Below are 24,114 nucleotides of genomic sequence, written 5' to 3'. Positions count from 1 at the left end.
TTCAGGCGTAGTGGCAGGCGACGTCGGTGGCGCCATGCGCCGCGAGTTCCGGGCGTTCGCGGCGGCACAGGTCGGTGGCGCGCGGACAGCGTGGGTGGAAGGCGCAGCCGCTGGGCGGCGAGAGCGGCGAGGGGAGTTCGCCGGCGATCGGGCGGAAGCCGACCGCATCGGCATCGAGGCGCAGCTTCGGCACGCTGTCGAGCAGCCCCTGCGTGTAGGGGTGGCGCGGGGCGGCATAGACCAGCGCGGCCGGGCCGATCTCGACGATGCGCCCAAGGTACATGATCGCGACGCGGTCCGAGACATGCCGCACCACCGACAGGTCATGCGAGATGAACAGGCAAGTGAGGCCCAGCGCGGCGCGCAAATCGAGGAACAGGTTCAGCACCTGCGCCTGGATCGACACATCCAGCGAGGCGACGGGTTCGTCGCAGACCAGGATGTCGGGCTTCATGGCCAGCGCGCGCGCGATGGCGACGCGCTGGCGCTGGCCGCCGGAGAACTGGTGCGGAAAGCGCGTGGCGACCGCCGGGTCGAGGCCGACGCGCGCCAGCCAATCCGCCACGAAGGCCGGCGCCGCCGCGCGGGTGACCAGGCCATGCGCGATCGGTCCCTCGCTGATGGTGGCGTCGATCCGCCGGCGCGGGTTGAGCGAGGCGAAGGGGTCCTGGAACACGGTCTGGATGCGCGTGGTGGTCTTGCGGCCGCGGCGCATCACCGGTGCGCCGTCGATCGCTATGCTGCCCGATGTCGGGCCGAGGATGCCGGCCACCAGGCGCCCGAGCGTCGATTTCCCGCAGCCGGATTCGCCGACCAGGCCCAGGGTCTCGTTGCTGCGGATGGTGAAGGAGACGTCGGTGACGGCGTGCACCGCGCGGGTTTCGACGCGCGCGCCGAAAGCGGCGGCGATGCGGTCGCCGATCGACAGATGCGGGTCGAAGCGGCGGGTGAGCGCGGTGGCGGCGACGATGTCCGTCATGGGGCAAGCGGATGGTGGCACAGCGCGTGGCGATCGGCGCGTTCGACGCGCGGCGGCGGTGCGGTGCAGGCGGCATCGGCGTGGGCGCAGCGCGGCGCGAAGGGGCAGCCCTGCGGCAGCGCCAGCAGCGACGGCGCGCTGCCGGGGATCTGCGCGAGGCGCTGGCCTGGCTGCGCCATGGCGGGCAGGCTGTCGAGCAGCCCGCGGGTATAGGGATGCAGCGGCGCGCGCAGCACCGCGCCGACCGGCCCGCTTTCCACGATGCGCCCGGCGTACATGACCAGCACGCGGTCGGCGAGGGAGGAGACGGTAGCGAGGTCGTGGCTGATCCAGATCAGCGCCGTGCCCGAGTCGCGCGCCAGCGCCTTCATCTCGGCCAGGATCTGCGCCTGGATCGAGACATCGAGCGCGGTGGTGGGTTCGTCCGCCACGATCAGGTCGGGACCGTTCAGCAGCGCCATGGCGATGGCGACGCGCTGGCGCATGCCGCCGGAGAATTCATGCGGGTAGTTGTTCAGGCGCGTGGCGGCTTCCGGGATGCCGACGCGCGTGAGCATGGCGGTCGCGCGGTCCGCCGCGGCGCGGTCCGTCACGCGGCCATGGGCCTGGAGTGCGAGCGCCATCTGCGTGCCGATGGTCAGCACGGGGTTGAGCGTGGCCTGCGGGTCCTGGAAGACCATCGCGATGCGCCGGCCGCGCAGCGCGCGCAGGCGGTCCGGCGCCATGCCCACCAGCTCCTGCCCGTCGAAGCGGATCGACCCGCCGGCGATGCGCCCCGGCGGATCGACCAGGCCGATCAGCGAGAAGCCGGTCACGGACTTGCCCGACCCGCTTTCGCCGACCAGGCCGAGGATCTCGCCCGGCGCCAGCGAGAAGGACACGCCATCCACCGCGCGTGCGACGCCCGCACGGGTGAAGAAATGCGTGCGCAAGTCGGTGACGTCCAGAAGCGTCATCGACGCAGCCGGGGATTTGTCTGGTCGCGCAGCTGGTCGCCGACCAGGTTGATCGCCACCACCAGCACGATCAGCGCAATGCCGGGATAGACGGAAATCCAGGTCCGCCCGCTCATCATGTACTGGAAGCCGTTGGCGATCAGCATGCCCAGCGAGGGTTCGGTCGGCGGCAGCCCCAGCCCCAGGAAGGACAGCGTGGCTTCCAGCGAGATCGCGTTCGCCACCTGCACCGTGGCCACCACGATCAGCGGCGGCAGCACGTTGGGCAGGATGTGGCGGAACACGATGTGCAGCGTCGACAGCGGCGTGGCGGCGGCAGCCTCGACATAATCCTTGCGGCGTTCGGCGCTGGCCGCGCCATAGGCGGTGCGCGCGAAATACGCGTATTGCGCAGCGACCAGCGCGATCACCAGCTGCGTCTTGCCCTGGCCCAGCACCGCCACCAGTACCAGCGCCAGCAGGATGGCGGGGAAGGACAGTTGCAGGTCGACCACGCGCATGATCGCGGTTTCGACCCAGCCGCCGGCCTGCGCGGCCAGGATGCCGAGCAGCGCGCCGACCGCGAGCGAGACGGTGCCCGCCGCGAGGCCCATCTGCAGGGAAATGCGAAGGCCGTAGAGGATGGCCGAGAAAAGGTCGCGCCCCTGGGCATCCGTGCCGAGCAGATGCGTATAGCCGCCCGACCCGACGAAGCCCGGCGGGCGGCGCGCGTCCATCAGGTCGAGGCTCGCGAGGTCGTAGGGGTCCTGCGGCGCGAAGATCGGCGCCGACAGCGCGGCGCCGACGATGAGCAGCACCACGGCCAGTGCCAGGAGTGCGACGCGGTTCTCGGCATATTCGCGCCAGAACGCCTTCATGCCGCCGCCCCGCGCCGCAGCCGCGGGTCCAGCAGCGCATAGGACAGGTCCACCACCAGGTTGATGGTGACGAACAGGAAGGCCACGAGCACCAGGTAGGCGACCATCACCGGGCGATCGAGCGAGGTGATGGAATCGATGATCAGCTTGCCCACGCCCGGCCAGTTGAAGATGGTCTCGGTCACCACGGCGAAGGCGAGCGTGGAGCCGAGTTCGAGCCCGAACACCGTCACGATCGGGATGGAGATCAACCGCAGCACATGGCGGCGCAGGATGGTCGCGTCGGTCAGGCCGGCGGCGCGGGCGAACTTCACCGTGTCGGTCAGCATGATCTCGCGCGTGCCGGCGCGCGACAGGCGGATCATCATCGCCAGCTTGAACAGCGACAGGTTGAGCGCCGGCAGCACCAGGAAGGACAGCCCTTCGAGCGACAGGAACGACCAGCCGATGCCGAACACTTCCAGCAGCGGCCCGCGATCGCCGGCCGGCAGCCAGCCGAGGTTGACCGCGAAGGTCAGGATCAGGATCAGCCCGACCCAGAAGGTCGGCACCGAGAAGCCCAGCACCGAGACCGCCATGATGGCGCGCGACGCCACGCTGTCCGGCCGGTAGCCGGCATAGACGCCGAGCGGCACGCCCGCCAGCGTGCCGATCAGCACGGCGGCCAGCGCCAGTTCCAGCGTGGCCGGCAGGCGCGACAGGATCAGCTGCAGCACCGGCATGCCATAGACGAAGGAGGTGCCGAAATCACCGCGCAGCAGCCGCCCCAGGAAGGCCAGGTATTGCTGCCACAGTGGCAGGTCGAGACCCAGGCGGCGGATCGCCTGCTCGCGGATGTCCTGCGTGGCGTCCGGCGAGATCAGCACGTCGATCGGATTGCCGATGGCATGCACGCCGGCGAAGACCAGCGCGGACATCGCGAGCATCACAAGGGCTGCCTGGAGAAGGCGCTGGATCACGTAGCCGAGCATCCCCCCGACTATCCGGCCATTTACAGGCGACGCAAGGCATTCCAGCATCCGTTCAGGGAATGCTTCCGAACAGGAGACAACGAAGATGACGCGCGAATTCCGCCGCCTCGCCCTTGCCTCCGTCGCCGCCGCGGCGCTGATGGCCGGCGCGGCAACGGCCCAGACGCTCACCATGGGCGTGATCGCCGGGCCCGAGAGCATCGACCCGCACTACACGGCCACGGGCACCCATTCGGAATCGCTGAAGCATGTCTTCGACACGCTGACCCATTCGGGGGACCGGCTGCAGATCGAACCGGGGCTGGCGGAATCCTGGTCCGTCGTGAATCCGACCACCTGGGAATTCCGCCTGCGCCGCGGCGTGAAGTTCCATGACGGGTCGGACATGACGGCGGAGGATGTCGCGGCATCGATCCGCCGCATGCAGACGCTGTCCGGGCCCAACCCCACCAGCATCTACGTCCGCCGTGTGCGGGAGGTGCAGGTGGTGGACCCGCACACGCTGCGGGTGGTGACCGACGGTCCCGCACCGACGCTGCCCAACGATTTCATCCGGCTGTTCGTGGTCTCGGCGCGCGCCACCGCGGGGCTGACGCCGGAGAATTCCAACGAGGCCTTCAACGGCGGCCGTGTCGCCATCGGCACCGGCCCATACCGCTTCGGGTCCTGGACGCCGCGCGAGCAGTTCACGGTCGAGCGCAACGACACGTATTGGGGCACGCGCCCGGCCTGGGCGCGCGTGGTCCGGCGCGAGATCGCCAACCCCGCCGCGCGCGTGGCGCAGCTGCGCACCGGCCAGGTCGACATGATCGTGCGGGTGCCGGCCGCCGACGTGCCGACGCTGGAACGCGACCGCGCCATCGCCGTGCTGAAGGCCGAGACGGTCTATGTGTTCAACCTGGCACTCGACCAGCGCGAACCGACGCCGCAGGTGACCGCGCGCGACGGGTCGCGCCTGCCGACCAACCCCTATCGCGACGCCCGCGTGCGCGAGGCGATCGACCTCGCGATCGACCGCCGCGCGTTGGCGGAGGTCGCGATGGAGGGCCTCGGCACGCCGGTCAGCCAGATGGTCACGCCCGGCATCTTCGGCTTCAACCCGACGCTGACGGTGCCCACGCCGAATGTGGCGCGTGCCCGGCAATTGCTGGCGGAAGCGGGCTATCCGAACGGCTTCCGCATGGTGCTGAACTTCACCAACAACCGCCTGCCGGGCGACAATGGCGTGGGCACCGCGATGGCGCAGATGCTGGCCCGCGTGGGCATCGAGGTGCAGGCCGCCGGCCAGCCCGCGGCGGTGATCTTTCCCGCCCGCGCGCGCGGCGAACTCTCCAACATCATGGCCGGCTGGGGCACGCTGACGGGCGAGGCGAACTACTACTACGCGGCGAACGCGCATTCGAACAACCGCGAGCTGCGCCTCGGCGCCTTCAACTGGAACGGCTTCGCCAACGCGAATATCGACCGACTGATCCAGGCGGCGAATGTCGAGCTGGACGACAGCAAGCGCGAGGATCTGCTGCGCCAGGTCGGCGCCCTGTTCACCGCGCAGCGCGTCGTGATCCCGATCGCCGCTGTGGGCTCCGCCTGGGCGACGCGCCGCGACCGCGCGACGCTTCGCGTCGGCCGCGCCGACGAGGAGACCTATGCCTGGGACGTGGCGCCGGTCGCGCGGTGAGGGTCGCCGACAGCAATTGGCGCGACATCGAGGCGTATCTCGCGCAGGACGACCGCTGCGTGCTGCCCTTCGGCAGCACCGAGCAGCATGCCGGGCTGTCGCTCTGCGTCGATGCCATCCTGGCCGAGCGCGTCTCGCTGGAAGCGGCGGAGCCGCTCGGCGTGCCGGTGTATCCCGCCATGCCCTTCGGCCTTGCGCCGTATTTCGCGGGCTTCCCCGGCAGCATCAGCCTGCGTGTGGAAACACTGCTGGCGGTGGCGCGCGACCTCATCGCCTCCGTCGCGACATCGGGCTTCCGCCGCATCCTGGTGGTCAACGGCCATGGCGGGAATGCCCCGGTCGGCGCATTGGCGCAGCAGATCATGGCCGAGGACCCGCGCCTGTCGATCAAGTTCCACAGCTGGTGGAACGCGCCCGCCACCTGGGCCGCCGCGCAGGCCGAGGACCCCACCGCCAGCCACGGCAACTGGTTCGAGAATTTTCCCTGGACGCGCCTGGCGCATGCCCCTGCGCCCGAGGGCGCGAAGCCGCCGGTCGACCTGGCGCTGATGAAGGCCAGCCCGCCCGCGCGCGTGCGCGACCTGCTGGGCGATGGCAGCTTCGGTGGCGCCTGGCAGAAGCCCGACGCCACCATGCTGCGCCTTTGGGCCACGGGCGTGGCGGAGACGCGCGCGGCCCTCGAAGGGCCCTGGGCCTGACTCAGCCGGCCGGCGGCATGGTCTGCGCCATCGGCGGCAGCTTCACCACGCGCTCGTACCACGCCGTCAGCTTCGGATGGCCGGGCCGCCACGGCTCGTTCGGGTAGCGGAAATCGAGGTAGCCCAGCGCACAGGCCACCGTGATGTCGCCGATCGTCTCCAGCTCGCCGAGCGTCTCCTGCTCCAGCGCATCCAGCGCGCGGGTCACCTTGGCCTGCTGGCCCGCGATGTACTCCTTGCGGCCGTCATCCTGCGGCAGCGCGATCTCGCGCCGGCGCGGCTGCGTCGCGTCCATGATCCCGTCGCCCAGCGCCGCCAGCGTCAGCGCCCGCCAGCGCGCCGGGCCCGCGGGCGGGATGCACGGCGGCGCATCGCCCAGGCTGTCGATGTATTCGCAGACCACCGGGCTGTCGTAGAGCACCTGGCCGTCATCGGTCACGAAGGTCGGGATCTTCGACAGCGGGTTCAGCGCCGCGAGCTCGGGCGCGGAGGTCGCGACGGTCCACATCTCGATCCGGTCGGCGACGCCGCGCTTGATCGCGAGCGCGCGCGCCTTGCGGACATAGGGGCTGGCGGGGGACATGGTCAGCTTCATCGGGCATTTCCTCCATTGGGGATGGCGGGACTGTCCACTGGGCTTCGCCATCCGTCCAGTCGGCGCTGCGCGGCATTGCGGTTCGCCATGGCGCAGGTCACCGTCACCGGCGCGGAGGGTTCCACCGGGCGGCGATCCGCCCTGGCCCGCGCGGAACGGAGGGCACGCCGATGATCGAGACCACCACCGACATCCCCACGCGCGACGGCGGGATGGAGACCTTCATCGTGCGCCCCGAGCGCGGCGAGCCGGCGCCCGCCGTGCTGATGCTGATGGACGCGCCCGGCATCCGCGAGGAACTGCGCGACATGGCGCGGCGCCTCGCCACCAGCGGCTACTGCGTGCTGCTGCCCAATCTGTATTACCGCGCCGGCCGCGACACGACGTTCGGCCCCGGCGTGCTGACCGTGGGCGACCCCGAGCGCGACCGCATGCGCGCCATCCGCACCAGGATGACGATCCCGCCAGTGATGGAGGATGTCGCTGCGATACTGGCCTTCCTCGACCGCGCGGGCGTCGCGAAGCCCGGGCCTGTCGGCGTGCATGGCTACTGCATGAGCGGCCCCTATGCGCTGGCCGCCGCCGCGCGCCACCCGGACCGCATCGCCGCCGCGGCGTCGTTCTACGGCACCTGGCTGGTCTCCGACGCCGAGGAGAGCCCGCACCTCACGCTCGGCAAGGGCAGCGCCGAACTCTACATTGCCTGCGCCGAGCATGACGAACTCGCGCCGCTGCCGATGGTCGCCGAACTGCGCGCATTGTTCGATGCATCGGGCGCCGCCGGTGAACTGGAACTCCACCCCGCCGTCCATCACGGCTTCGCCTTCCCGCAACGCTGGTGCTACGACAAGCCGGCGGCGGAGCGGCATTGGGAAAGGCTGGTCGCGCTGTATCGGCGGCGGCTGGGTTAGCGCGGCGGCGCGTCCAGGCCGGCCAGCATCTCCTCCTCGACCGACAGATGCAGGCGCAGCAGCGCCTCCAGGGCGAACAGCGTGCGGCGCAGCTCGGGCGCGGCGGCATGCCATCCCTCCGGCGCTGCGCCCAGGCGCAGCAGCACCGCCACGCGCTCGGCCAGCGCCTCGATCTCCGCATGCATGCGCACCAGCGGCGCCATCGGGTCCTGGCCGCCGAGCCGCGCCGCCGCCTCGGGATAGAGCGCGCGCTCCTCCTCGCGCTGGTGCGGCAGCAATTCGCCGCGCAGCCGCGCCGCGATCGCCGCGAGGTCCGGCGCGCGCGTGGCGGTGCCGATCGCCTCGCCGGCGCTGCGCAGGTGCTCGGCCAGGTCGCGCAGCCCGGCATGTTCGCGGCGGCGTTCGTCCAACCCTGCCTCCGGCGACAGGGCGCCGCCAGCCTGGTCGTCGCGCGCCGGGCGCAGCGCGGTCAGCGCATAGAGGATCGCGAAGACGTCGATCGCCTCCTGAAGCAGCGCGCCGGCCAGCGGCGCCAGCAACCCGGCGGCGGCGAAGGCCATGGCGATGACCGACATCCCCATGCCGATCGCGATGGCCTGCAGCGCCACGCGCCGGGACCGCCGCGCGATGGCGATGGCCTCCGGCACGCGATCCACGCGGTCCACCAGCAGCACGACATCGCCCGCCTGCGCGGCGGCGGCGGTGCCATGCGCGCCCATCGCGATCCCGACATCGGCGGCGGCCAGCGCCGGCGCATCATTCACCCCGTCGCCCACCATGGCGGTCGGCGCGGTGCTCGCCTCGACCCGCACCACCGCGATCTTGTCGGCCGGCGACTGCCCGGCGAAGACGGCATCGAGCCGCAACGCGCGGCCGATCGATTGCGCCGCCGCCGCGCGATCCCCGGTGACCAGCGCGATGCGCCGGATGTCGAGCGCACGCAGCCGCCGCACCGCGCGCGGTGCCTCCTGCCGCATCCCGTCCGCCATGACGAAGGCGGCGACGGCGCGGCCATCCACCGCCAGCCAGGCGACGGACCCCGCCGCCGCGGCAACTTGCGCGACCAGGCCGAAGCCGTCCTGCGGGTCGATGCCGGCCTCGTGCAGGAAGGCTTCCGCGCCCAGCATGAGCGACCGGCCCTCGACCATGCCGGTCACGCCGCCGCCGGCGACCTCCGTGACGTCCTGCGGCAGCTGCACGTCGATGCCGCGCGCGCCGGCCGCCGCCACCAGCGCGGCCGAGACCGGATGCGTGGAGCCCTGCGCCAGCGCCGCCGCCAGCCGAAGCGCCCCGTCGCGCCCCAGCACGGGATCGGCATCGATGGCGGCCAGGCGCGGGTGGCCGGGCGTGAGCGTGCCTGTCTTGTCGAACAGCACCGTGCGGATGCGCGCCAGGCGTTCCAGCGCGCCGCCGCCCTTCACCACGATGCCGCGCCGCGCCGCACGCCCGATGCCGGCCATCAGCGCGACCGGCGCGGCGAGGATGAGCGGGCAGGGCGTCGCCACCACCAGCACCGCCAGCGCGCGCAGCGGATCGCCTGTCGCGACCCAGGCGCCGCCGGCCATCGCGCCGGTGGCGATCACGAAGCCGAGTGCCCATTGGTCGGCCAGCCGCGCGAGCGGCGCACGCGCGGCCGCGGCCTCCTGCGTCAGGCGCAGGATGGCGGCATAGGTGCTGGCCGCGGCATCATGCGTGGCGCGCAGGCGGAAGGCCGGGCCGGCATTCACGCCGCCGCTGCGCAACGCCGCCCCACGCCGGAGGCTGACCGGCAGCGCCTCGCCGGTCAGTGCGCTGTCGTCGAGCGTCGCGGCATCGTCCTCGAGCGTGCCATCGGCGGGGATCGTCTCGCCGGGGCGCACCAGCAGCAGGTCCTGCGGGCGGATGGCGGCGACGTCGATCTCGGCGATGGCGTCGCCTTCGATCCGCGCGGCATGGCGGGGCGCGCGGGCCATGAGGTCGGTCAGCGCGCTGGTGGCGCGGCCTTCGGCCCAGGCCTCCAGCGCCTCGCCGCCGGCGACCATCAGGCCGATCACGGCGGCGGCGGCGGCCTCGTCCAGCGCGATGGCGCCGAGGATGGCGGCGAGGGCGACCGCATCCACGCCGAGCCGCCCGCCCAGCAGTGCGCGCACCAGCCCGACCGCGACATGCAGCGCGACCGGCAGCGCGGCGGCACGCCACAGCCAATGGGCGACCCAGGCGGCATCGGCGAGCTGCGCCGCGAGGCCGGCGGCCAAGGCGGCCAGCACCCAGGCGAGGAGGAGGAAGCGGCGCATCGGCGGCGGCGTCTCCGCAGTGTGATCCGGCCGGAGGATCCGCGGCGCGGGTCCTGCTGCCGGAGACGGGGTGCTCCCGAACTGCCCGATCGGCCACGGGATGCGGGCGCCGGGCGTGTCCGTCGGTCGGATAGCATCGACTGCGACACGCGGCCTTGTCGCGCATCAATTCGCGGCGCAGGGCGGGGCCTTCGCAGGGTGGCGCGGCTGGGCCTATCGTGGCGGCACCTGCCACCGCCGCGGAGCCGCATGCGCGCCGATCGACCGATGAAGCTGCTGCTGATCGTGCTGGCGGCGATGTTCCTGCAGCAGACCTTCGCCACGCTCGGCCGGTCGCTGCCGCCGATCATCGCGCCGGCGATCCTGACGGATCTCGCGATCGACCCGGCCTGGCTGGGCATCTATGTCGCGGCGGCCGCACTCTCGGCGCTGCTGTTCCAGCTCGGCTGCGGATCCTTCATCCGGCGCTACGGGGCGATGCGCATGAGCCAGGTGGCGCTGGTGCTGCTGGGCATCGGCATGGCGGTGGCGACGGCGGGGCCGGCCTTCCTGTTCCTGGTGTCGGCGGTTATCGGCGGGGGTGCTGCGGCGATGTCGACGCCGGCAAGTTCGCATCTGCTGGGGCGGTATTCGCCGCCGCGGCAGGCGCCGCTGGTGTTTTCCATCAAGCAGACGGCGGTGCCGGCCGGGCTGCTGGTGGCGGGCATCCTGGGGCCGTGGCTGACCGGGCTGACCGGGTGGCGTGGCGCGCTGCTGATCGCGGCCCTGTCCTGCCTGGTCTTCGCCGCGATGCTGCAACCGCTGCGCGCGCAATTCGACGCCGACCGCGAGCCGACGCAATCCTTCCGCCTGTCGGATTTCCACACCACCATCGTCAGCGTCATGGCGCGCGCCGACCTGCGGCGGCTGTCCTTCGCCTGCTTCGCCTTCAACGGGCTGCAGACGGTGTTCACCTCGTACTTCGTGGTGGCGCTGGTGGAACTCGGGCATGGGCTGGTGGCGGCGGGGCTGGTGTTCTCGGTGGCGATGGTGATCGCGGTGCCGGGGCGCATCTTCTGGGGGTGGCTGGGCAGCGGGCGCGTCGACCCGGTGGTGGTGATGTGCTGGCTCGCACTCGGCATGGCGGGGGGCACGGCGATGATGGCGCTGCTCGGGCCGTCCTGGCCGCTGCTGCTGATCGGCGTGGTGGCGACGATCCTGAGCGCCACGGTCATGTCGTGGCACGGCATCCTGCTGTCGGAGGCGGCGCGGCTGGCCGTGCCCGGCCAGGCCGGCGCGGCGACCGGTGGCGTGCTGTCCTTCGGGCAGCTCGGCGGGTTGATCCTGCCGCTGGTCTATTCGGGCGTACTGATCGCGACGGGCAGCTACGGGCTGGGTTTCGCGGTCTGCGGGCTGCCGGCGTTGGTGGTGGGACTCGCGCTGCTGCGCGCGGAACGGGAGGCGGACAACCGATGAGCAATGGCTTCGCGCTGGGCGACATCACGGTGCAGCGGATCATCGAGGAGGAGAGCCCGCTGTTCGATCCGCTCACCTTCTTCCCGACGCTGACGCGCGACGTGCTGGAGGCGAACCGCGCCTGGCTCGAACCCGCGGCGCTCGATCCCGTCACGGGCAAGCTGGTGCTGGCGATCCAGTCCTGGGTGGTGCGCACGAAGCACCACACCATCCTGGTCGATACCTGCGTGGGCAACGACAAGGACCGGCCGGCGCATCCGTTCTGGAACCGGCTGCGCGGGGATGGCTACATGCGCGGCCTGGCGGCGTTGGGGCTCAGCGTGGACGACATCGATGTCGTGATGTGCACGCACATGCATGTCGATCATGTGGGGTGGAACACGCGGCTGGAGAACGGCGTCTGGGTGCCGACCTTCCCGAAGGCGCGCTACGTGTTCTCGGCGGGCGAATTCGCGCATTGGAATGCCGAAAACGCCCGCGCGCCCGTGCTGCCCTTCGTCGATTCCGTGCTGCCCATCGTCGCCGCCGGGCGCGCCGAGATGGTCGCCGATGACCACGCCATCACCGATGACATCCGCCTGGAGGCGACGCCCGGCCACACGCCGCACCATGTCGCGCTGCGCGTCGGCCGCGGCGACACCGAGGCGCTGTTCACCGGCGACCTGATCCATTCGCCCCTGCAGGCGCGCTACCCGGAACTGTCGATGCGCGCCGACTACGACCCGGTGCAGGCTGCCGCGACGCGCCGCCGCGTGCTGGAATGCGCCTGCGAGGCGCGCACGCTGCTGTGCTTCGCGCATTTCCCTTCGCCGTCGCGTGCGCGGCTGGCGCGCTGGGGCGATGGCTTCCGCGCCGAAGCGGTGGGCTGACGCGGGTGCATTCCTGCCCTAGCCTGTCCGCCATCCCGCGGATGGAGACGGGTTTGGAGGAAGCAGGAACCGGGCGCCCCTTGCCCATCGCGCGCATCATCGCGCCGCGATCGGTGGCGGTCGTGGGTGCCTCGGACGATGTCGGCAAGTTCGGCGGGCGGGTCATCCACTACCTGCTGAAGCACGGTTTTCCAGGCCGCATCCTGCCGATCAACCCGAACCGCGCGACGATCCGAGGGCTACCGGCCTTCCCGCGCGTGTCCGCCGCGCCCGAACCGCCGGACGTCGCGATCCTGGCCGTGCCGGCGTCGGCGCTGGAAGCGCAGGTCGCCGATTGCGCGGCGGCGGGCGTGGGCGCCTGCATCGTCATCACCGGCAAGCTGGCGGAGGCGGGGCCGGCAGGCGCGGCCTTGCAGGACCGCGTGCTGGGGATCGCGCGGGCGGCGCGGATGCGGCTGGTCGGGCCGAATTGCCTCGGCATCTTCAACCCGGTCGATCGCGCGATGCTGTCCTCCTCGCTGGCATTGGAGGAGGATGACTATCGCCCCGGCGGCATCGGCATGGTCAGCCAGTCGGGCGCGCTGATGGGGACGCTGCTGTCCTTCGGCCACCATCACGGCGCGCGCTTCAGCCGCTGTGTGTCGGTCGGCAACCAGGCGGACCTGGCGCTGGAGGACTTCCTGGATTTCCTGGTGGCCGACGACGCCACGCGCGCGATCGCGCTGTACATCGAGGGCCTGCGCGACCCGCGCCGCTTCCGCGCGCTGCTCGGTGCCGCGCGCAGCGCGGGCAAGGCGGTCTTCATCGTGAAGGCCGGGCGCAGCGAGGCCGGCGCCGCCGCCGCCCGCAGCCACACCGCCAGCCTGGCCGGCGCCTTCGCCGCCTTCGAAGCCGCCTGTCGCACCGCGGGCGCGGTCGTGATGGAAGACCCGCAGGCGATGGTGCTGGCGGCCGATGCGTCGCTGCGCCTGCCGCCGTGGCCGGCAGCGGGGCTGGGGCTGGCGCCGATCGCTTCCTCCGGCGGCAGCACCGTGACCTTCGCGGACATGCTGCCGGGGCAGGGGCTGCGGCTCGCGACCATGGCGGATGCGACCCGCGCCGTGCTGGCGCGCTGGATGCCCGAGAGCCACATCCACCTGCCGGTGGATACCGGATCCTTCCACGAAGGCACCAGCGGCGACGGCCTGGCGGACTGCATCCGCGCCTTCATGGCCGACCCCGATATCGGCGCCGTCGCGGTGCCGATGACGACGCAGCCCGACATGGCGGGGCGCGCGGCGCTGTTGCCGCCGCTGGCGCGCGCGGGCGGCAAGCCGCTGTTCTACGTCATGTCGGCGGGCGCGGTGGGCGATGCCTCGCGCGCCGCAATGCGCGCCGCGGATTTTCCGTTCTTCGACCGGGTGGGCGATGCGCTGGCGGTGATGCGCGCGCTGGATGCGGCGGCGGCGGGGCGTGTGGTGGCGCCAGCGCCGGTGCGTCCTGCCGGCATGGCGCCGCTGCCCGCGCTGCCCGCAGGCGCGCTGACGGAAGGCGAGGTGAAGCGCCTGGTGGCAGCGGCCGGCATTCCGACCACGCGCGAAGCCGCGGCGCGATCCGCCGACGACGCCGTCGCGGCCGCGGAGGCCATCGGCTATCCGGTCGTGCTGAAGGGCGTCAGCCGCGCGGTGGTGCACAAGTCCGATGCCGGCCTGGTACGGCTGGACCTGCGCGACGCCGATGCTTTGCGTGCGGCCTTCGCGGAGGTCTCGGCGCGCCTCGGCCCGGATGCCGAAGGCTGCGTCGTGCAAGAAATGGCGCGCGGCGTCGCGGAACTGTTCCTCGGCGCCATGCACGATCCGCACTTCGGCCCGATGGTGCTGGTCGGCGCCGGCGGCGTGCTGGTGGAAGTGCTGCAGGATGTCCGCATGGCGCCGGCGCCGGTCAGCGTGGCGCAGGCGCGCGCGATGATCGCGGCGCTTCGCGTCGCCCAGGTGCTTGCCGGGCGGCGCGGGCGCCCCGCCGATGTCGACGTGGCGGCGGATGCGCTGTCGCGCCTGTCCTGGCTCGCGGCCGATCTCGGGCCGCGGCTTGTCGAACTCGATATCAACCCGCTGATCCTGCGCGCGGCAGGGCAGGGGGTCATCGCCGTCGATGGCCGCGCGACGCTGGAGGACATGCCATGAGCCCGCCGATCCGTCGCCGCGCGCTGCCGCTGCTCGGCGCATCCCTGCTGGCCGCGCCGGCGCTGGCGCAGGGCACCTGGCCCCAGCGCCAGGTCACGCTGGTCGTGCCCTATCCGCCCGGCGGGTCCACCGACAATGTCGCGCGGCCGTTGATGGTCGAATGGTCGCGCATCATCGGCGAGACCATCGTCATCGAGAATCGCGGCGGCGCCGGCGGGACGATCGGTGCCGAACATGTCGCGCGGTCGCGGCCCGATGGCTACACGGTGCTGCTGTTCCCGACCGCGGTCTTCACCATCAGCCCGACCATGATGCGCAACCCCTACGACGTGGATCGGGACTTCGCGCCGATCGCGCGCGTCGCGGCCTCCGATGCCTTCGTGGTGGTCAATCCGTCGGTGCCGGCGCGCAGCATCCAGGAGCTGATCGCCTACGCGAAGGCCAATCCGGGCGCGCTGCGCTTCGGCTCGGCCGGCAATGGCACCATCACGCAGCTGCAATGCGAGATCCTGGGCGACCACGCGCAGGCGCGCTTCGAGCACGTGCCCTATCGCGGGTCGGGCCTGGCGGTGAACGACTTGGTGGCGGGGCACATCCAGATGATGTGCGACCCCGCCACGCTGCCGATGGTGCGCCAGGGACGGCTGCGCGCGCTGGCGACCTTCGGCGACCAGCGCCACCCGGAATTCCCCGACCTGCCGACGCTGATGGAGTCCGGCCTGGCGGATCGCGGCGCGATGTCCTGGTTCGGCGTGGCCGTGCCGGCGGCAACGCCGCTGCCGGTGCGAAGCCGCATCGCCGCCACGCTGGAACAGGCACTGAAGTCGGAGGATGTCGCGCGCGGGCTTGCCATCGGTGGGCTGCGCCCCGCCTTCGAGACCGGCGAGGCCTTCGCCAACCGCATCACCGGCGAGCGGGCCATCTTCGCCGAGATCATCCGCCGCACCGGCGCAGGAGTGAACTGACGTGGAACTGGTCAAGGTTTCGGATGAGGGTCCGGTCCGCATCGTCACGCTGAACAACCCGGCCAAGGGCAATGCGATCAGCAAGCCGATGGCCGAGCAGGTGCAGCGCGCCATGCAGGAATTCGAGCAGCGCGCCGACCTGCGTGTCGCGATCATCACCGCCGAGGGCCTGCGCGCCTTCACCTTTGGCGCTGATGTCTCGGACCCGCCGGAGTTGTGGCGCGCCATCCCGACCGTCGGCTTCAAGCCGCTGAAGCCGGTGATCTGCGCGGTCGAGGGCTGGTGCGTCGGCGGCGGCATCGTGCTGGCGATGATGTGCGACCTGATGGTCTGCGGCGCCAGCGCGAAGTTCTACTACCCCGAGGCGAAGCTCGGCCTGACCGGTGGGATGATCGCCGGGCTGGTCAGCCGCGTGCCGCACAAGATCGCCATGGAGATCGCGCTGCTGTGCCGCACCATCGACGCCCAGCGCGCCGAGCGCGTGGGCCTGGTGAACGAAGTGGTGCCGGACGGCCAGGCGCTCGATACCGCGCGGCAATGGGCGGGCGACCTGTGCGGCATGGCGCCGATGGTCCTCGGTGAGATCAAGCGCATGGTGACCGAGGAGATCCTGCCGCGCGGCCCGTCCGAGCAGATGGCGATCCATGGCCAGCGCATGGCGGCGATCCGCAACTCGACGGATTTCGTCGAGGGCGTGGCGGCGTTCCGCGAAAAGCGCCCGCCGAATTTCGAGGGGCGCTGAGCCATGCCGGGGCCGCTGCACGGGCTGCGCGTGATCGAACTCGCGGGGATCGGCCCCGGGCCCTTCTGCTGCATGATGCTGGCCGACCTTGGCGCGGAGGTGCTGCGGATCGACCGCCCCGAAGGGCCGCCCGGCGGGCACCCGGCGGATGTGCTGGGGCGCGGGCGGCGGTCGGTGGCGCTCGACCTGAAGCGGCCGGAGGCGATCGCCGCCGTGCTGCAACTGGTGGAACGCGCCGATGTGCTGGTCGAGGGCTTCCGGCCCGGCGTGACGGAACGCCTCGGCCTTGGGCCGGCCGACTGCCACGCGCGCAATCCGCGCCTGGTGTACGGGCGCATGACGGGCTGGGGGCAGGACGGGCCGCTGGCGCCGGTGGCGGGGCACGACATCACCTATATCGCTCTGACCGGGGCGCTGTGGTCGATGGGGCGTGCCGGGCAGCGGCCGGTGCCGCCGCTGAACCTGGTCGGCGATTTCGGCGGCGGCGGGATGCTGCTGGCCTATGGGATCATGGCCGCGCTGTTCGAAGCGCAGCGCAGCGGCCGCGGCCAGGTGGTGGATGCGGCGATGACGGATGGCTCCGCCACGCTGATGGGCGCCTTCTTCGGGCAGTTCGCGCAGGGGCGGTGGAAGAATGCGCGGGAGAGCAACATGCTCGATGGCGCCTGCCCGTACTACGACACCTATGATTGCGCGGATGGGAAGTACGTCGCGGTCGGTGCGCTGGAGCCGCAATTCTTCGCGCTGCTGCTGAAGGGGCTGGGGCTGGATGCGGCGCGCTTCGCGGATCGCACCGATCCGGCGCGCTGGCCGGCGATTCGTGCGGAATTCGCGGCGATCTTCGCGAGCCGGCCGCGCGACCACTGGGCCGCGCTGTTCGACGGCAGCGATGCCTGCGTTGCACCGGTGCTCGACCTGGAGGAAGCGCCGCGCCATCCGCACAATGTCGCGCGCGGGACGTTCCTCGGTGGCGGGCTGCCGGCGCCAAGCCCGCGCTTCTCCCGCACGCCGGCGCCCGAACCTGCGCCCGCACCCCGGCGCGGCGCGGATGGCGCGGCCGCCCTGGCGGAATGGGGGGTCGATCCGGCGGTGATCGCAAGGCTGACACCCGCACCCGCCGCGGGGTAGGCTGGCGCCAACCAATCGAGGACACGTCCATGGATACCGCCGCCCCGCCCGCGGGAACCGCGCGCAGCGTCTTCAATGCCGACCACGAATTGTTCCGCACGCAGGTGCGCCGCTTCTTCGAACGCGAGATCGTGCCCCACCACCGCGACTGGGAACGCGCCGAGATCGTCCCGCGCGAGGTCTGGCTGAAGGCCGGCGCCGAGGGGCTGCTCTGCCCCATGATGGCGGAGGAACATGGCGGCGCGGGTGCCGATTTCGGCTATGCCGCCATCATCATCGAGGAGATCGCGCGCACCAACGCCTCGGGCATCGGCTTCCCGCTGCATTCCGACATCGTGGTGCCCTATATCGAGGAATTCGCGACCCCCGCCCGCCGCCGCGAATGGCTGCCGCGCATGGCGAAGGGCGAGATCATCACCGCCATCGCCATGACCGAACCCGGCATGGGATCCGACCTCAAGGCGGTGAAGACCCATGCGCGGCGCGACGGGTCGGACTGGATCATCAACGGATCGAAGACCTTCATCTCCAACGGCCAGAATTGCGGCCTGGTGATCGTGGTCTGCAAGACCGACCCCGGCGCGGGCCGCAAGGGCATCAGCCTGATCTGCGTCGAGGAAGGCACGCCGGGCTTCACCAAGGGCCGCAACCTCGAGAAGATCGGCATGCACGCCGCCGACACCTCGGAACTGTTCTTCGACGATGTGCGCGTGCCGGCGGAGAACCTGCTGGGCGAGGAGAATGCCGGCTTCTCCTACCTGATCAGGAACCTGCCGCAGGAACGCCTGGTCATCGCCATCCGCGCGGCGATGTCGATGGAGGTGATGCTGCAGAAGACCATCGACTACGCCAAGGACCGGAAGGTGTTCGGCCAGACGGTGTTCGACTTCCAGCACAACCGCTTCAAGCTGGCGGAACTCCGCGCGCAGGCGAACATGTTCCGGGTGTTCTCCGACCACTGCCTGGCGCTGCACATGAATGGCGGGCTGTCGATCGACCTCGCGGCGCAGGCCAAGCTGCTCGGCACCGAGATGCAGAACCGCCTGCTGGACGATTGCCTGCAGATGCATGGCGGCAATGGCTACATGGCCGACTACGAGATCGGCCGCGCCTGGGCCGATGCGCGCGTGGGCCGCATCTACGGCGGCAGCTCCGAGATCATGAAGGAAATCATCGCGCGCACGCTGTGACGCGCGGGACGACAACAACCGGGAGAGACGACGCATGACCACCATTACCCGCCGCGCCGCGCTGGGCGCCGCGCTGGCCGCGCCGCTCGCGCGCCCTGCCATCGCACAGGACCGCTTCCCCAGCCGGCCGATCACCATCTACGTGCCCTTCCCCGCCGGTGGTGCGACCGACGTGCAGATGCGCTCCTTCGCCGAAGCCGCCACGCGCCATTTCGGCCAGACCGTGCTGGTCGAGAACCGCCCCGGCGCCGGCAGCACGCTGGGTGCCGCGGCTGTCGCGCGTGCGCGGCCCGATGGCTACACCGTCACGCAGATGACCTTGCCCGCGCTGCGCCTGCCGCACATGCAGCGCATGCCCTATGACGTGACGAAGGACTTCACGCCGATCATCCACCTGACCGGCTACCTCTTCGCCGTGGTGGTGCGTGCCGAGAGCCCCTACCAGAGCTGGGCCGACCTGGTGGCCGATGCGCGCCGCCGCCCGGGCCAGGTGCGCCTGGGCAATACCGGGGCGAATGGCACGCCGCATCTCACGCTGGTCGACCTGGCGGACCGCGAGCGGCTGGAATTCGTGCACGTGCCCTACCGCGGCGAGGGCGACATGACGCCCGCGCTGCTCGGCGGGCATATCGAGGGTGGCGCCAGCGGTTCGGGCGTTGGCCAGCTGGTCGACGAGGGCAGGCTGCGCTTCCTGAACGTGTGGTCGCGCGAACGCTCGCCGCGCTGGCCGAACGTGCCGACGCTGATCGAACTCGGCTACGCCAACATGGTGGTGACCTCGCCCTATGGGCTGGTGGCGCCGGCGGGGCTCGACCCGGCCATCCGCCGCACGCTGCATGACGGCTTCAAGGCGGCGCTGCATGACCCGGCGCATATCGCGACGCTGCGCCGGCTCGACCAGCCGCTGGAATACCTCGACAGCGAGGCCTATGCGCGGAACATGCTCGAGGTCTACGAGCAGGAACGCCAGCGCGTGGAACGGCTCGGCCTCAGGACGGGTTGAGGTAGCGCTCCTTCAGGATCCGGCGCAGCAGCTTGCCGGCCTCGCTGCGCGGGAGGTCGTCGCCGAATTCGTAGCTGCGCGGGCGCTTGGGGCCGGCCAGGTGTTCGCGGCACAGTTCTTCCAGCGCAGGCTGTAGGGCGTGCGCTCCGGCGCGCGGCACGATCACGGCGTGCACCTGTTCGCCGAATTCCGCGTGCGGGATGCCGACCACGGCGGCTTCCGCGACATCGGGGTGGCGCACCAGCACCGCCTCGATCTCGGCCGGGTAGATGTTCACGCCGCCGGACAGGATCAGGTCGGCGCGGCGATCGGACAGGAAAAGCCAGCCATCTTCATCCACGCGGCCGAGGTCGCCCAGCGTCGCGCGGCCCTGCGCGTCATAGGCGGCGGCGGTCTTCTCCGGCGCGTTGTGATAGGCGAAGCGCGGCGCGCCGGCGAAGCAGATGCGGCCGACCTCGCCAGGCGGCAGGTCGCGGCCGTCATCGTCGAGGATATGCAGCGTCACGCCATTCACCGGGCGGCCCACCGTGCCCGGCCGCGCGAGCCACTCCTGCGGCGAGACCACGGTGGTGCCCACGCTCTCGGACCCCGCGTAGTATTCCCACAGGATCGGCCCCCACCAGTCCATCATCCGCTGCTTCACGCCGACCGGGCAGGGCGCCGCGGCATGGATCGCGACGCGGTGCGACGACAGGTCGAAGCGGTTGCGCTCCGCCTCCGGCAGCGCCAGCAGGCGCACGAACATCGTCGGCACCCATTGGCTGTGGGTGACGCGGTATTGCTCGATCAGCGCCAGGGCGCGCAGCGGGTCGAACTTGTTCATCACCACCACGGTGCCGCCCTCGGCGATGGTGCGGCGGATCGTGAAGCCGTGCGGCGCGGCGTGATAAAGCGGCGCGGGCGAGAGATAGACCGTCCCCTCCCCGAAGCCGTACAGCGCCTTCCAGGTCATGTCCCAATCCGGCGCCAGGCGGCTGTCGAAGGGCACCAGCGGGCGCTTGATGCCTTTCGGCAGCCCGGTGGTGCCGGACGAATACAGGAATTCCCGCCCCACCGGGCGCGGTCCCAGCGGCGCGTCCGGCGCGGCGGCGAGCGCGGCCTCGAAGCGCTGGTAGCCGGGCAGGCCCTCGCCGACGGCGAAGCACGGCACGGCACCGGTGGCGCCCTCGTGCAGCATGGCGGATGCGAGGTCGGCCACGCCTGGCGAGACGATCACCACCTTCGCCCCCGCATCGCCCAGCATGTAGGCGACCTCGTTTGGCCGCAGGTGCACGGAGAGCGGCGTGTAGTACAGCCCGGCGCGCCGACAGGCGAAGGCGATCTCGAAAAATTCCGGGCGGTTGTCCATCAGCATGGCGATGCCATCGCCGGGCTGCAGGCCCAACGACACCAGCCATTGCGCGATGCGTGTCGCGCGCGCATCGAGGTCGCCGAAGGTGATGGATCGCCCGATATCTGGGAACTGCGCCGCGATCTTGTCGGGCGTCGCCTGCGCCCAGCGCGCCAGCAGCGCCATGCCGTTTCTCCCCTTCGCTCGGCGCAAGCCTGCTGTCGTGGCATCGCCGCGTCAACGAGACATGCGGTGCTTGCGCGACGTCATGGCCTGCGGCGCTTCTGCGACGTCATGACGTGTGGCGCTTTTGCGCCGACGCGCCTTGCGGTGCGCGCGCCGCCGCGCTGCAATGGCCCCATGCCCGACCCCGCCCCCGCGCGTCCCGCCTCCACCGTCCTGCTGCTGCGCGACGGCAGGGATGGCCTCGAGGTCTTCATGGTGGTGCGCCACCACGAGATCGACTTCGCCTCCGGCGCGCTGGTGTTTCCCGGCGGGCGGGTCGAGGCCGCCGACACCGTGCTGGCCGGCGGCGACCCCGCCGGCGCCTTTCGCGTCGCGGCGGTGCGCGAGACCTGGGAGGAATGCGGCATCCTCCTCACGATCCCCGGCAGCCCGGTGGCGGCGGAGGGCGACTTCGCCGCCATGCTGGCCGCGCGCGCCCTGGTGCCCGACATCGGCGGCCTGGCGCCCTTCGCGCATTGGATCACGCCCGAGCCCGTGCCCAAGCGCTACGACACGCATTTCTTCCTGGCCGCCGCGCCCGAGGGCCAGGATGCGGTGCATGACGGGCATGAGGCAGTGGACAGCGTCTGGATCCGCCCCGCCGATGCGCTGGCCGCCGGCGCCGCCGGTTCGCGCAAGCTTGTCTTTCCCACGCGGATGAACCTGACGAAGCTCGCGCGCCATCGCAGCGTGGCGGAAGCCTTCGCGGTCGCCCAGGCGACGCCGGTGGTGACCGTGATGCCGCAGATGAGCATGTCGCCCGCCGGGCGCGTGCTGCGCATCCCCGCCGCGGCGGATTACGGCGGCGAGGAATTCCTGGCGGGCGACCCGCCGTCGATGTGATGAGGGATCAGCCCATGGCTTCGCGCCGCATGCGCTTCGGCATCTTCCTGGCCCCCTTCCATCGCGTGGGGGACAATCCAACGCTGGCGATCGAACGCGACATCAACCTGATCGAATGGCTCGACCACCTCGGCTACGACGAGGCCTGGGTGGGCGAGCATCATTCCGCCGGCTGGGAGACCATCGCGAGCCCCGAGATCGTCATCGGCGCCGCGGCGGAACGCACCAAGCACATCAGGCTGGGGTCGGGCGTCACCAGCCTGCCCTACCACCACCCGCTGCTGGTCGCGCAGCGCTTCGTGCAGCTCGACCACATGACGCGCGGCCGGGTGATGCTGGGCTGCGGGCCGGGCGCGCTGGTCTCTGACGCCTACATGATGGGGATCGACCCGGCGCACCAGCGCCGCCGCATGGACGAATCGCTGACCGCCATCACCCGCCTGCTGGCCTGCGAGGAACCGGTCACGATGGAGACCGACTGGTTCACGCTGCGCGAGGCACGGCTGCATCTGGCGCCGTATTCCGAGCCCTGCTTCCCGATCTCGGTGGCGTCCTCGACCACGCCATCGGGCGCCTTGGCCGCGGCGAAGCATGGGCTGGGGCTGCTCTCGCTGGGGGCCGGGCTGCATGGCGGGCCGAAGGCGCTGGCGGAGCAATGGCGCATGGCGGAAGCGGAAGCCGCGAAGCACGGCAAGGCGATGGACCGCCGCAACTGGCGCCTGGTGGTGAACCTGCACTGCGCCGAGGACGACGAGCGCGCGCTGCGCGACGTGCGCGTGGGCGAGGTGCAGGAGACGCTCGCCTATTTCAGCGAGACGCTTGGCCGCCCGCCGATGCGCTCCGAGGACCCGCTGCGCGACGGGCTGGCGATGGGCTCCACGCTGGTCGGTTCGCCCGAGACGGTCGCGGCGGGGATCGAGCGGCTGCTGTCCTTCACCGATGGCGGCGCCGGCGGGATCCTGTTCCGCGCCCATGAATGGGCCGATCGCGAGGCCACCTGGCGGTCCTTCGAGCTGTTCGCCCGCTGGGTCATGCCGCGCTTCCAGGGCACGCTCGCCATGCCGCAGCAGTCGCGCGACTGGGTCAGCGCGAACCGCGAGAGCATCTTCGCGCCGAACATGCAGGCGCTGAAGCAGGCCTTCCGCGATGCGGGGCAGCAGGCGCCGGAATTCTCGCGCCTGGAACTGCACACCGGGAAGGTCGAACTGCCGAAGGTGTAGGGAGCATCCCGATCGGATGGGTTCATCCGACCGGGCGAAGATGGTCGCGAAGGCAACGGCCCGGCGCCGTTGCAGCGACCAAGGGCGCGCGAACGACGTCAGTTCATCCGGAGATTCAGCCGCCGGATCATCGCGCCCTCCTCCTCGATCACCTGCCCGACATAGGCGGTGTAGTCCGCGCTGTTCTTGTAGATCACCGGCATGTCGTAGCGCGCCAGCACCTCGGCATGCTCGGGGCTTTGCAGCGCCAGTTTGAAGGCATCGTGCAGCACCCGAACCACGCCGGGGTCGGTGCCCTTGGGCGTCGCGACGCCGTAGGGCGAGGCCGAGACGATGTTGTAGCCGAGCTCCTGCAGGGTCGGCACGTTGGGGAAGCGGCGTGCGCGCTCGGCCCCCCAGGTGACCAGCAGCCGCAGCTGCCCGGCCTCGACCAGCGGCGCCCAGCCGGTGGAATCGGCATTCGCCTGCGTCTGGCCGCCCAGCACCGCCTGGATATTGTCCGCACCGCCGCGGAAGGGCACGTGCAGCCAGTCGATGCCGCGCTCGGCCGCGATGCGTTCCATGGTGATGTGCAGCGTGCTGCCGACACCCGGCGAGCCATAGGCGATCTTGCCCGGATTGGCCTTCGCGTCGTCGATGAACTGCTGCCAGGTCTGCCAGGGGCTGTCGGCACGCACCACCACGCCGAACAGGTAGCCGGTGAGGTGGATGATATAGGTGAAGTCCTTGAGCGGATCCCAGCCGGGACGCGAGGTCATCATCGGCACGCGGAAGGCGGTGACCGGCATCTGCCCGACCAGGTAGCCATCGCCGCGCGCCTCGCCCGCCATCAGCTGCGCGGCCATGGTGCCCGACACGCCGGAGCGGTTCTCGACGATCACCGCCTGTCCGAGATGACGCTGCGCGAGCTCCGCCAGCGAGCGCAACTGCCCATCGGTGGACCCGCCCGGCGGCCAGGGAACGATCAGGCGGATCGGGCGGTTCGGAAAGCCGGACTGCGCGATGGTGGGGGCCGCCAGCAGCGTGCCTCCGGCGGCCAGCAGGGCGCGGCGTGTCGTCGTCAT

General features: G+C 71.4%; 21 protein-coding genes. 13 read left to right on the top strand and 8 right to left on the bottom strand.

Features of this window, described 5'->3' with window-relative positions; genetic code table 11:
* Position 1: 1 nt before the first annotated feature.
* The 4 genes from LQ222_RS06275 to LQ222_RS06260 are packed head-to-tail and all read right to left on the bottom strand — an operon-like array spanning position 2 to position 3,763.
* Positions 2-979: an ABC transporter ATP-binding protein gene (locus LQ222_RS06275; protein ID WP_230165192.1), complete on the bottom strand. Its 978-nt coding sequence runs from the start codon at positions 977-979 to the stop codon at positions 2-4.
* Positions 976-1,935, bottom strand: a complete 960-nt coding sequence (locus tag LQ222_RS06270) for an ABC transporter ATP-binding protein (protein WP_230165190.1) — start codon at positions 1,933-1,935, stop codon at positions 976-978. The genes LQ222_RS06275 and LQ222_RS06270 overlap by 4 nt, the downstream gene beginning before the upstream one ends.
* Positions 1,932-2,792, bottom strand: coding sequence for an ABC transporter permease (locus LQ222_RS06265; protein WP_230165189.1), 861 nt, complete (start codon positions 2,790-2,792; stop codon positions 1,932-1,934). The genes LQ222_RS06270 and LQ222_RS06265 overlap by 4 nt, the downstream gene beginning before the upstream one ends.
* The gene (locus tag LQ222_RS06260) at positions 2,789-3,763 is read right to left on the bottom strand and encodes an ABC transporter permease (RefSeq protein ID WP_230165187.1); all 975 of its coding nucleotides are present in this window, start codon (positions 3,761-3,763) and stop codon (positions 2,789-2,791) included. Before LQ222_RS06260 ends, LQ222_RS06265 begins: the two co-directional genes overlap by 4 nt.
* Before the next feature lie 85 nt (positions 3,764-3,848).
* Between LQ222_RS06260 and LQ222_RS06255 the strand changes: the two genes are divergently transcribed.
* Positions 3,849-5,441, top strand: coding sequence for an ABC transporter substrate-binding protein (locus LQ222_RS06255; protein WP_230165186.1), 1,593 nt, complete (start codon positions 3,849-3,851; stop codon positions 5,439-5,441).
* Complete coding sequence (locus tag LQ222_RS06250) at positions 5,438-6,139, top strand: creatininase family protein (RefSeq protein ID WP_230165184.1); 702 nt, start codon at positions 5,438-5,440, stop codon at positions 6,137-6,139. The genes LQ222_RS06255 and LQ222_RS06250 overlap by 4 nt, the downstream gene beginning before the upstream one ends.
* A 1-nt stretch (position 6,140) precedes the next feature.
* Here LQ222_RS06250 and LQ222_RS06245 read toward each other — a convergent pair whose 3' ends face one another.
* Positions 6,141-6,734 carry a glutathione S-transferase C-terminal domain-containing protein gene (locus tag LQ222_RS06245; RefSeq protein WP_230165183.1) on the bottom strand — a complete coding sequence of 198 codons (594 nt, stop codon included), beginning with the start codon at positions 6,732-6,734 and terminating at the stop codon, positions 6,141-6,143.
* A 170-nt stretch (positions 6,735-6,904) separates the two neighbouring features.
* Here LQ222_RS06245 and LQ222_RS06240 point away from each other — a divergent pair, with 170 nt between their 5' ends.
* Positions 6,905-7,645 (top strand): dienelactone hydrolase family protein, encoded by a 741-nt coding sequence (locus LQ222_RS06240; protein WP_230165182.1) that lies wholly within the window; start codon positions 6,905-6,907, stop codon positions 7,643-7,645.
* On the opposite strand, the gene LQ222_RS06235 is transcribed toward LQ222_RS06240, so the two are convergent.
* Positions 7,642-9,918 (bottom strand): heavy metal translocating P-type ATPase, encoded by a 2,277-nt coding sequence (locus tag LQ222_RS06235; protein WP_230165181.1) that lies wholly within the window; start codon positions 9,916-9,918, stop codon positions 7,642-7,644. The two genes, LQ222_RS06240 and LQ222_RS06235, sit on opposite strands and share 4 nt — an antisense overlap.
* Positions 9,919-10,167: 249 nt before the next feature.
* Between LQ222_RS06235 and LQ222_RS06230 the strand changes: the two genes are divergently transcribed.
* The 8 genes from LQ222_RS06230 (at position 10,168) to LQ222_RS06195 (ending at position 19,432) form a co-directional block, all read left to right on the top strand.
* On the top strand, positions 10,168-11,373 hold the full coding sequence (locus tag LQ222_RS06230; RefSeq protein ID WP_230165180.1) for an MFS transporter: 1,206 nt from the start codon (positions 10,168-10,170) through the stop codon (positions 11,371-11,373).
* Entirely contained in the window at positions 11,370-12,242 is an 873-nt protein-coding gene (locus tag LQ222_RS06225; protein WP_230165179.1) for an MBL fold metallo-hydrolase, read from the top strand. The genes LQ222_RS06230 and LQ222_RS06225 overlap by 4 nt, the downstream gene beginning before the upstream one ends.
* An 80-nt stretch (positions 12,243-12,322) precedes the next feature.
* Positions 12,323-14,404: an acetate--CoA ligase family protein gene (locus LQ222_RS06220; protein WP_230165177.1), complete on the top strand. Its 2,082-nt coding sequence runs from the start codon at positions 12,323-12,325 to the stop codon at positions 14,402-14,404.
* Complete coding sequence (locus LQ222_RS06215) at positions 14,401-15,369, top strand: tripartite tricarboxylate transporter substrate binding protein (protein ID WP_230165175.1); 969 nt, start codon at positions 14,401-14,403, stop codon at positions 15,367-15,369. The genes LQ222_RS06220 and LQ222_RS06215 overlap by 4 nt, the downstream gene beginning before the upstream one ends.
* Before the next feature lies 1 nt (position 15,370).
* On the top strand, positions 15,371-16,111 hold the full coding sequence (locus tag LQ222_RS06210) for an enoyl-CoA hydratase/isomerase family protein (RefSeq protein ID WP_230165174.1): 741 nt from the start codon (positions 15,371-15,373) through the stop codon (positions 16,109-16,111).
* A gap of 3 nt (positions 16,112-16,114) precedes the next feature.
* Positions 16,115-17,239 (top strand): CaiB/BaiF CoA-transferase family protein, encoded by a 1,125-nt coding sequence (locus LQ222_RS06205; protein ID WP_230165172.1) that lies wholly within the window; start codon positions 16,115-16,117, stop codon positions 17,237-17,239.
* Positions 17,240-17,268: 29 nt separating this feature from the next.
* Entirely contained in the window at positions 17,269-18,429 is a 1,161-nt protein-coding gene (locus LQ222_RS06200; protein WP_230165171.1) for an acyl-CoA dehydrogenase family protein, read from the top strand.
* A 34-nt stretch (positions 18,430-18,463) separates the two neighbouring features.
* Complete coding sequence (locus tag LQ222_RS06195) at positions 18,464-19,432, top strand: tripartite tricarboxylate transporter substrate binding protein (protein WP_230165170.1); 969 nt, start codon at positions 18,464-18,466, stop codon at positions 19,430-19,432.
* Here the strand turns inward: LQ222_RS06195 and LQ222_RS06190 are convergent.
* Complete coding sequence (locus LQ222_RS06190; RefSeq protein ID WP_230165169.1) at positions 19,419-20,948, bottom strand: AMP-binding protein; 1,530 nt, start codon at positions 20,946-20,948, stop codon at positions 19,419-19,421. The two genes, LQ222_RS06195 and LQ222_RS06190, sit on opposite strands and share 14 nt — an antisense overlap.
* 174 nt (positions 20,949-21,122) lie before the next feature.
* Between LQ222_RS06190 and LQ222_RS06185 the strand changes: the two genes are divergently transcribed.
* Positions 21,123-21,830, top strand: a complete 708-nt coding sequence (locus tag LQ222_RS06185; RefSeq protein WP_230165168.1) for an NUDIX domain-containing protein — start codon at positions 21,123-21,125, stop codon at positions 21,828-21,830.
* 14 nt (positions 21,831-21,844) lie between these two features.
* Positions 21,845-23,050 carry an LLM class flavin-dependent oxidoreductase gene (locus tag LQ222_RS06180; protein ID WP_230165167.1) on the top strand — a complete coding sequence of 402 codons (1,206 nt, stop codon included), beginning with the start codon at positions 21,845-21,847 and terminating at the stop codon, positions 23,048-23,050.
* A 98-nt stretch (positions 23,051-23,148) separates the two neighbouring features.
* Here LQ222_RS06180 and LQ222_RS06175 read toward each other — a convergent pair whose 3' ends face one another.
* A complete protein-coding gene (locus tag LQ222_RS06175) occupies positions 23,149-24,114 on the bottom strand; it encodes a tripartite tricarboxylate transporter substrate binding protein (protein ID WP_230165166.1) in 966 nt (321 codons plus the stop codon).

Source organism: Roseomonas sp. CECT 9278 (genome assembly GCF_918698155.1).
GTDB lineage: Bacteria > Pseudomonadota > Alphaproteobacteria > Acetobacterales > Acetobacteraceae > Neoroseomonas.
Note: the sequence above shows the minus strand (reverse complement) of the source record. Positions and strands in the feature narration are given on the sequence as shown.

Coding starts and splice junctions, on each gene's coding strand:
- LQ222_RS06180 (WP_230165167.1), top strand. CDS start 21,845: ATGGCTTCGCGCCGCATGCGCTTCGGCATCTTCCTGGCCCCCTTCCAT.
- LQ222_RS06255 (WP_230165186.1), top strand. CDS start 3,849: ATGACGCGCGAATTCCGCCGCCTCGCCCTTGCCTCCGTCGCCGCCGCG.
- LQ222_RS06260 (WP_230165187.1), bottom strand. CDS start 3,763: ATGCTCGGCTACGTGATCCAGCGCCTTCTCCAGGCAGCCCTTGTGATG.
- LQ222_RS06235 (WP_230165181.1), bottom strand. CDS start 9,918: ATGCGCCGCTTCCTCCTCCTCGCCTGGGTGCTGGCCGCCTTGGCCGCC.
- LQ222_RS06185 (WP_230165168.1), top strand. CDS start 21,123: ATGCCCGACCCCGCCCCCGCGCGTCCCGCCTCCACCGTCCTGCTGCTG.
- LQ222_RS06190 (WP_230165169.1), bottom strand. CDS start 20,948: ATGGCGCTGCTGGCGCGCTGGGCGCAGGCGACGCCCGACAAGATCGCG.
- LQ222_RS06265 (WP_230165189.1), bottom strand. CDS start 2,792: ATGAAGGCGTTCTGGCGCGAATATGCCGAGAACCGCGTCGCACTCCTG.
- LQ222_RS06195 (WP_230165170.1), top strand. CDS start 18,464: ATGACCACCATTACCCGCCGCGCCGCGCTGGGCGCCGCGCTGGCCGCG.
- LQ222_RS06215 (WP_230165175.1), top strand. CDS start 14,401: ATGAGCCCGCCGATCCGTCGCCGCGCGCTGCCGCTGCTCGGCGCATCC.
- LQ222_RS06240 (WP_230165182.1), top strand. CDS start 6,905: ATGATCGAGACCACCACCGACATCCCCACGCGCGACGGCGGGATGGAG.
- LQ222_RS06200 (WP_230165171.1), top strand. CDS start 17,269: ATGGATACCGCCGCCCCGCCCGCGGGAACCGCGCGCAGCGTCTTCAAT.
- LQ222_RS06225 (WP_230165179.1), top strand. CDS start 11,370: ATGAGCAATGGCTTCGCGCTGGGCGACATCACGGTGCAGCGGATCATC.
- LQ222_RS06205 (WP_230165172.1), top strand. CDS start 16,115: ATGCCGGGGCCGCTGCACGGGCTGCGCGTGATCGAACTCGCGGGGATC.
- LQ222_RS06230 (WP_230165180.1), top strand. CDS start 10,168: ATGCGCGCCGATCGACCGATGAAGCTGCTGCTGATCGTGCTGGCGGCG.
- LQ222_RS06275 (WP_230165192.1), bottom strand. CDS start 979: ATGACGGACATCGTCGCCGCCACCGCGCTCACCCGCCGCTTCGACCCG.
- LQ222_RS06245 (WP_230165183.1), bottom strand. CDS start 6,734: ATGAAGCTGACCATGTCCCCCGCCAGCCCCTATGTCCGCAAGGCGCGC.
- LQ222_RS06270 (WP_230165190.1), bottom strand. CDS start 1,935: ATGACGCTTCTGGACGTCACCGACTTGCGCACGCATTTCTTCACCCGT.
- LQ222_RS06175 (WP_230165166.1), bottom strand. CDS start 24,114: ATGACGACGACACGCCGCGCCCTGCTGGCCGCCGGAGGCACGCTGCTG.